Origin of the sequence: Caballeronia jiangsuensis (assembly GCF_046030135.1) — a bacterium.
In the GTDB taxonomy this organism is placed as follows: domain Bacteria; phylum Pseudomonadota; class Gammaproteobacteria; order Burkholderiales; family Burkholderiaceae; genus Caballeronia; species Caballeronia jiangsuensis.
This window is the reverse complement of the sequence record NZ_JAQQDB010000094.1, coordinates 1-2,177: the sequence shown is the minus strand read 5'-3', so window position 1 is coordinate 2,177 and position 2,177 is coordinate 1. Positions and strand designations below refer to the sequence as shown.

The 2,177-nt window shown below is 63.4% G+C and carries 1 protein-coding gene; it reads left to right on the top strand.

The window, feature by feature from the left end:
* Positions 1 to 2,177: non-ribosomal peptide synthetase (locus PQR08_RS38450; protein ID WP_408164449.1), on the top strand; the 2,177-nt coding region annotated here is incomplete at both ends.

Here is a 2,177-nt window from a genome sequence, read left to right as displayed (position 1 = left end):
ATCAGCCTCACGGAGGACAACGCTGCCGATCAGTTGGCGCGACATTTCGATGCGCGCTCACAGCGCCTTTCCCTCGCTCAAGCTCCGCTGCTGCGACTCACCATCGCTCGCGAACCCGGCTCGGCACGCTGGCTGGCGCTGCTCGTCTGGCATCATCTGATCGGCGATCACGTCACACTGGAAGTGGTCCAGAAGGAGATCGGCGCGCTGCTCGATGGCCGCGCACACACGCTCGGCGCGGCTCAGCCGTTCCGCGACCTGGTCGCGCAGGCTCGCCTCGGCGCGACCCGGCAAGAGCACGAAGCGTTCTTCCGCGACATGCTCGCCGTCGTGAGCGAACCGACATTGCCCTTCGGCCTCACCGACGTTCATCACGACGGCTCGGCCGTCGCCGAAGCGCGCGTTACGTTGCCTGCATCGCTCAATGCACGCCTGCGCACTCAGGCCCGCAGCATCGGCGTGAGTCTCGCAAGTCTGTGCCATCTGGCGCTGGCGCGGGTGCTCAATGCTGCCAGTGCGGCGAACCCGGATGGTCACGTCGTGTTCGGCACCGTGCTGCTCGGACGCATGCAGGCAGGGGTCGATCAGGCGCTCGGGCTTCTGATCAACACGCTGCCGATTCGTCTCGATGTGAACGATGCATCGGTCATCGATAGCGTGCGTGACACGCATGAACGGCTTGCCGCGTTGTTGCAGCATCAGCACGCGCCGCTCGCGCTTGCACAGCGATGCAGTGGCGTCGCCGCGCCCGCGCCGCTCTTCAGCGCCTTGCTCAACTATCGCCACAATCAGGCCTCCACCGATGAGCAACCGGTCTTCGACGGTATCGAACTGCTCGGCGCCGAAGAACGCACCAACTATCCGTTGATGCTCGCGGTCGAAGACGATGGCCAGAGCCTCGGACTCACCGCGCAGACGCTCGCGCCGTTGTCGCCCGAACAACTGTGCGGCTACATGGAGCAAGCGCTGTCGAGTCTCGCGCTGGCGCTCGAACAGGCCCCTCAGACGCCGGTGAATCAGCTCGACGTGTTGCCGATCGAGACCCGCACCTTGCTGGTCCAGACGTGGAACGACACCGCTGCTGCTTATCCCGAACACCTGTGCATTCATCAGCTCTTCGAGCAACAGGTGCAACGCACGCCCGATGCGATCGCGCTTATCTTCGAGGATGAATCTCTGACTTACTCGCAACTCAATGCGCGCGCCAATCAGCTTGCACATCATCTGATCGCGCTCGGTGTACAGCCGGAAGATCGCGTCGCGTTGTGTGTGGAGCGTGGCATCGGCATGGTCGTCGCATTGATGGCGATACTCAAGGCAGGCGGCGCTTACGTGCCGCTCGATCCGGCGTATCCCGGCGAGCGCCTGAGTCATATCCTCACCGACTCGACGCCACGGCTGTTGATCGCCGATGCCGCCGGCCGTGAAGCGCTGGGAGATACCGGTTCTCTGCGCGTGCTCGATCCCGATGCAGCGATCGATGATGCACTCCTGCAAGACGATCCGCACACAGACGTCGCTTCGCATCATCTCGCTTACGTGCTCTTCACCTCCGGTTCCACCGGCAAGCCTAAGGGCGTGATGGTCGAGCATCGCGAGATGCTGAACTTCCTCTGTTCGATGCGCGATGTCACCGCAATGCGCGCAGCCGATACGCTTCTCGCCGTCACGACCATCTCCTTCGATATCGCCGGGCTGGAGCTGTATCTGCCCTTGAGCACCGGGGCGTGCGTGGTGCTGGCCCGCAGAAGCGATGCAGCCGATCCGCTCGCGCTGCAAACGCTGCTCGTGAAGCACGACGTCCGCTTCATGCAGGCGACTCCGGCAACCTGGCGCATGCTGCTCGACGCGCAATGGCCCGGCTCCGCGCAACTCACCGCCCTGTGCGGTGGCGAAGCCTTGTCCGAGGGACTGGCTGCGCGTCTGCGCGAGAAGGTCAAGTCGTTGTGGAATCTTTATGGTCCTACCGAAACCACGGTCTGGTCCTCGTGCTATCAAACCGGGCTCGAGGCGAGTATGTCATCGACAGTGCCGGTCGGTCGTCCGATCGCCAATACGCGCATGTACCTGCTCGATGAGCGTTATCAACTGGTGCCGCCGGGTGCGGTGGGCGAGTTGTATATCGGTGGAGCAGGCGTGGCGCGCGGTTATCTGAATCGGGACGATCTCACCGCCGA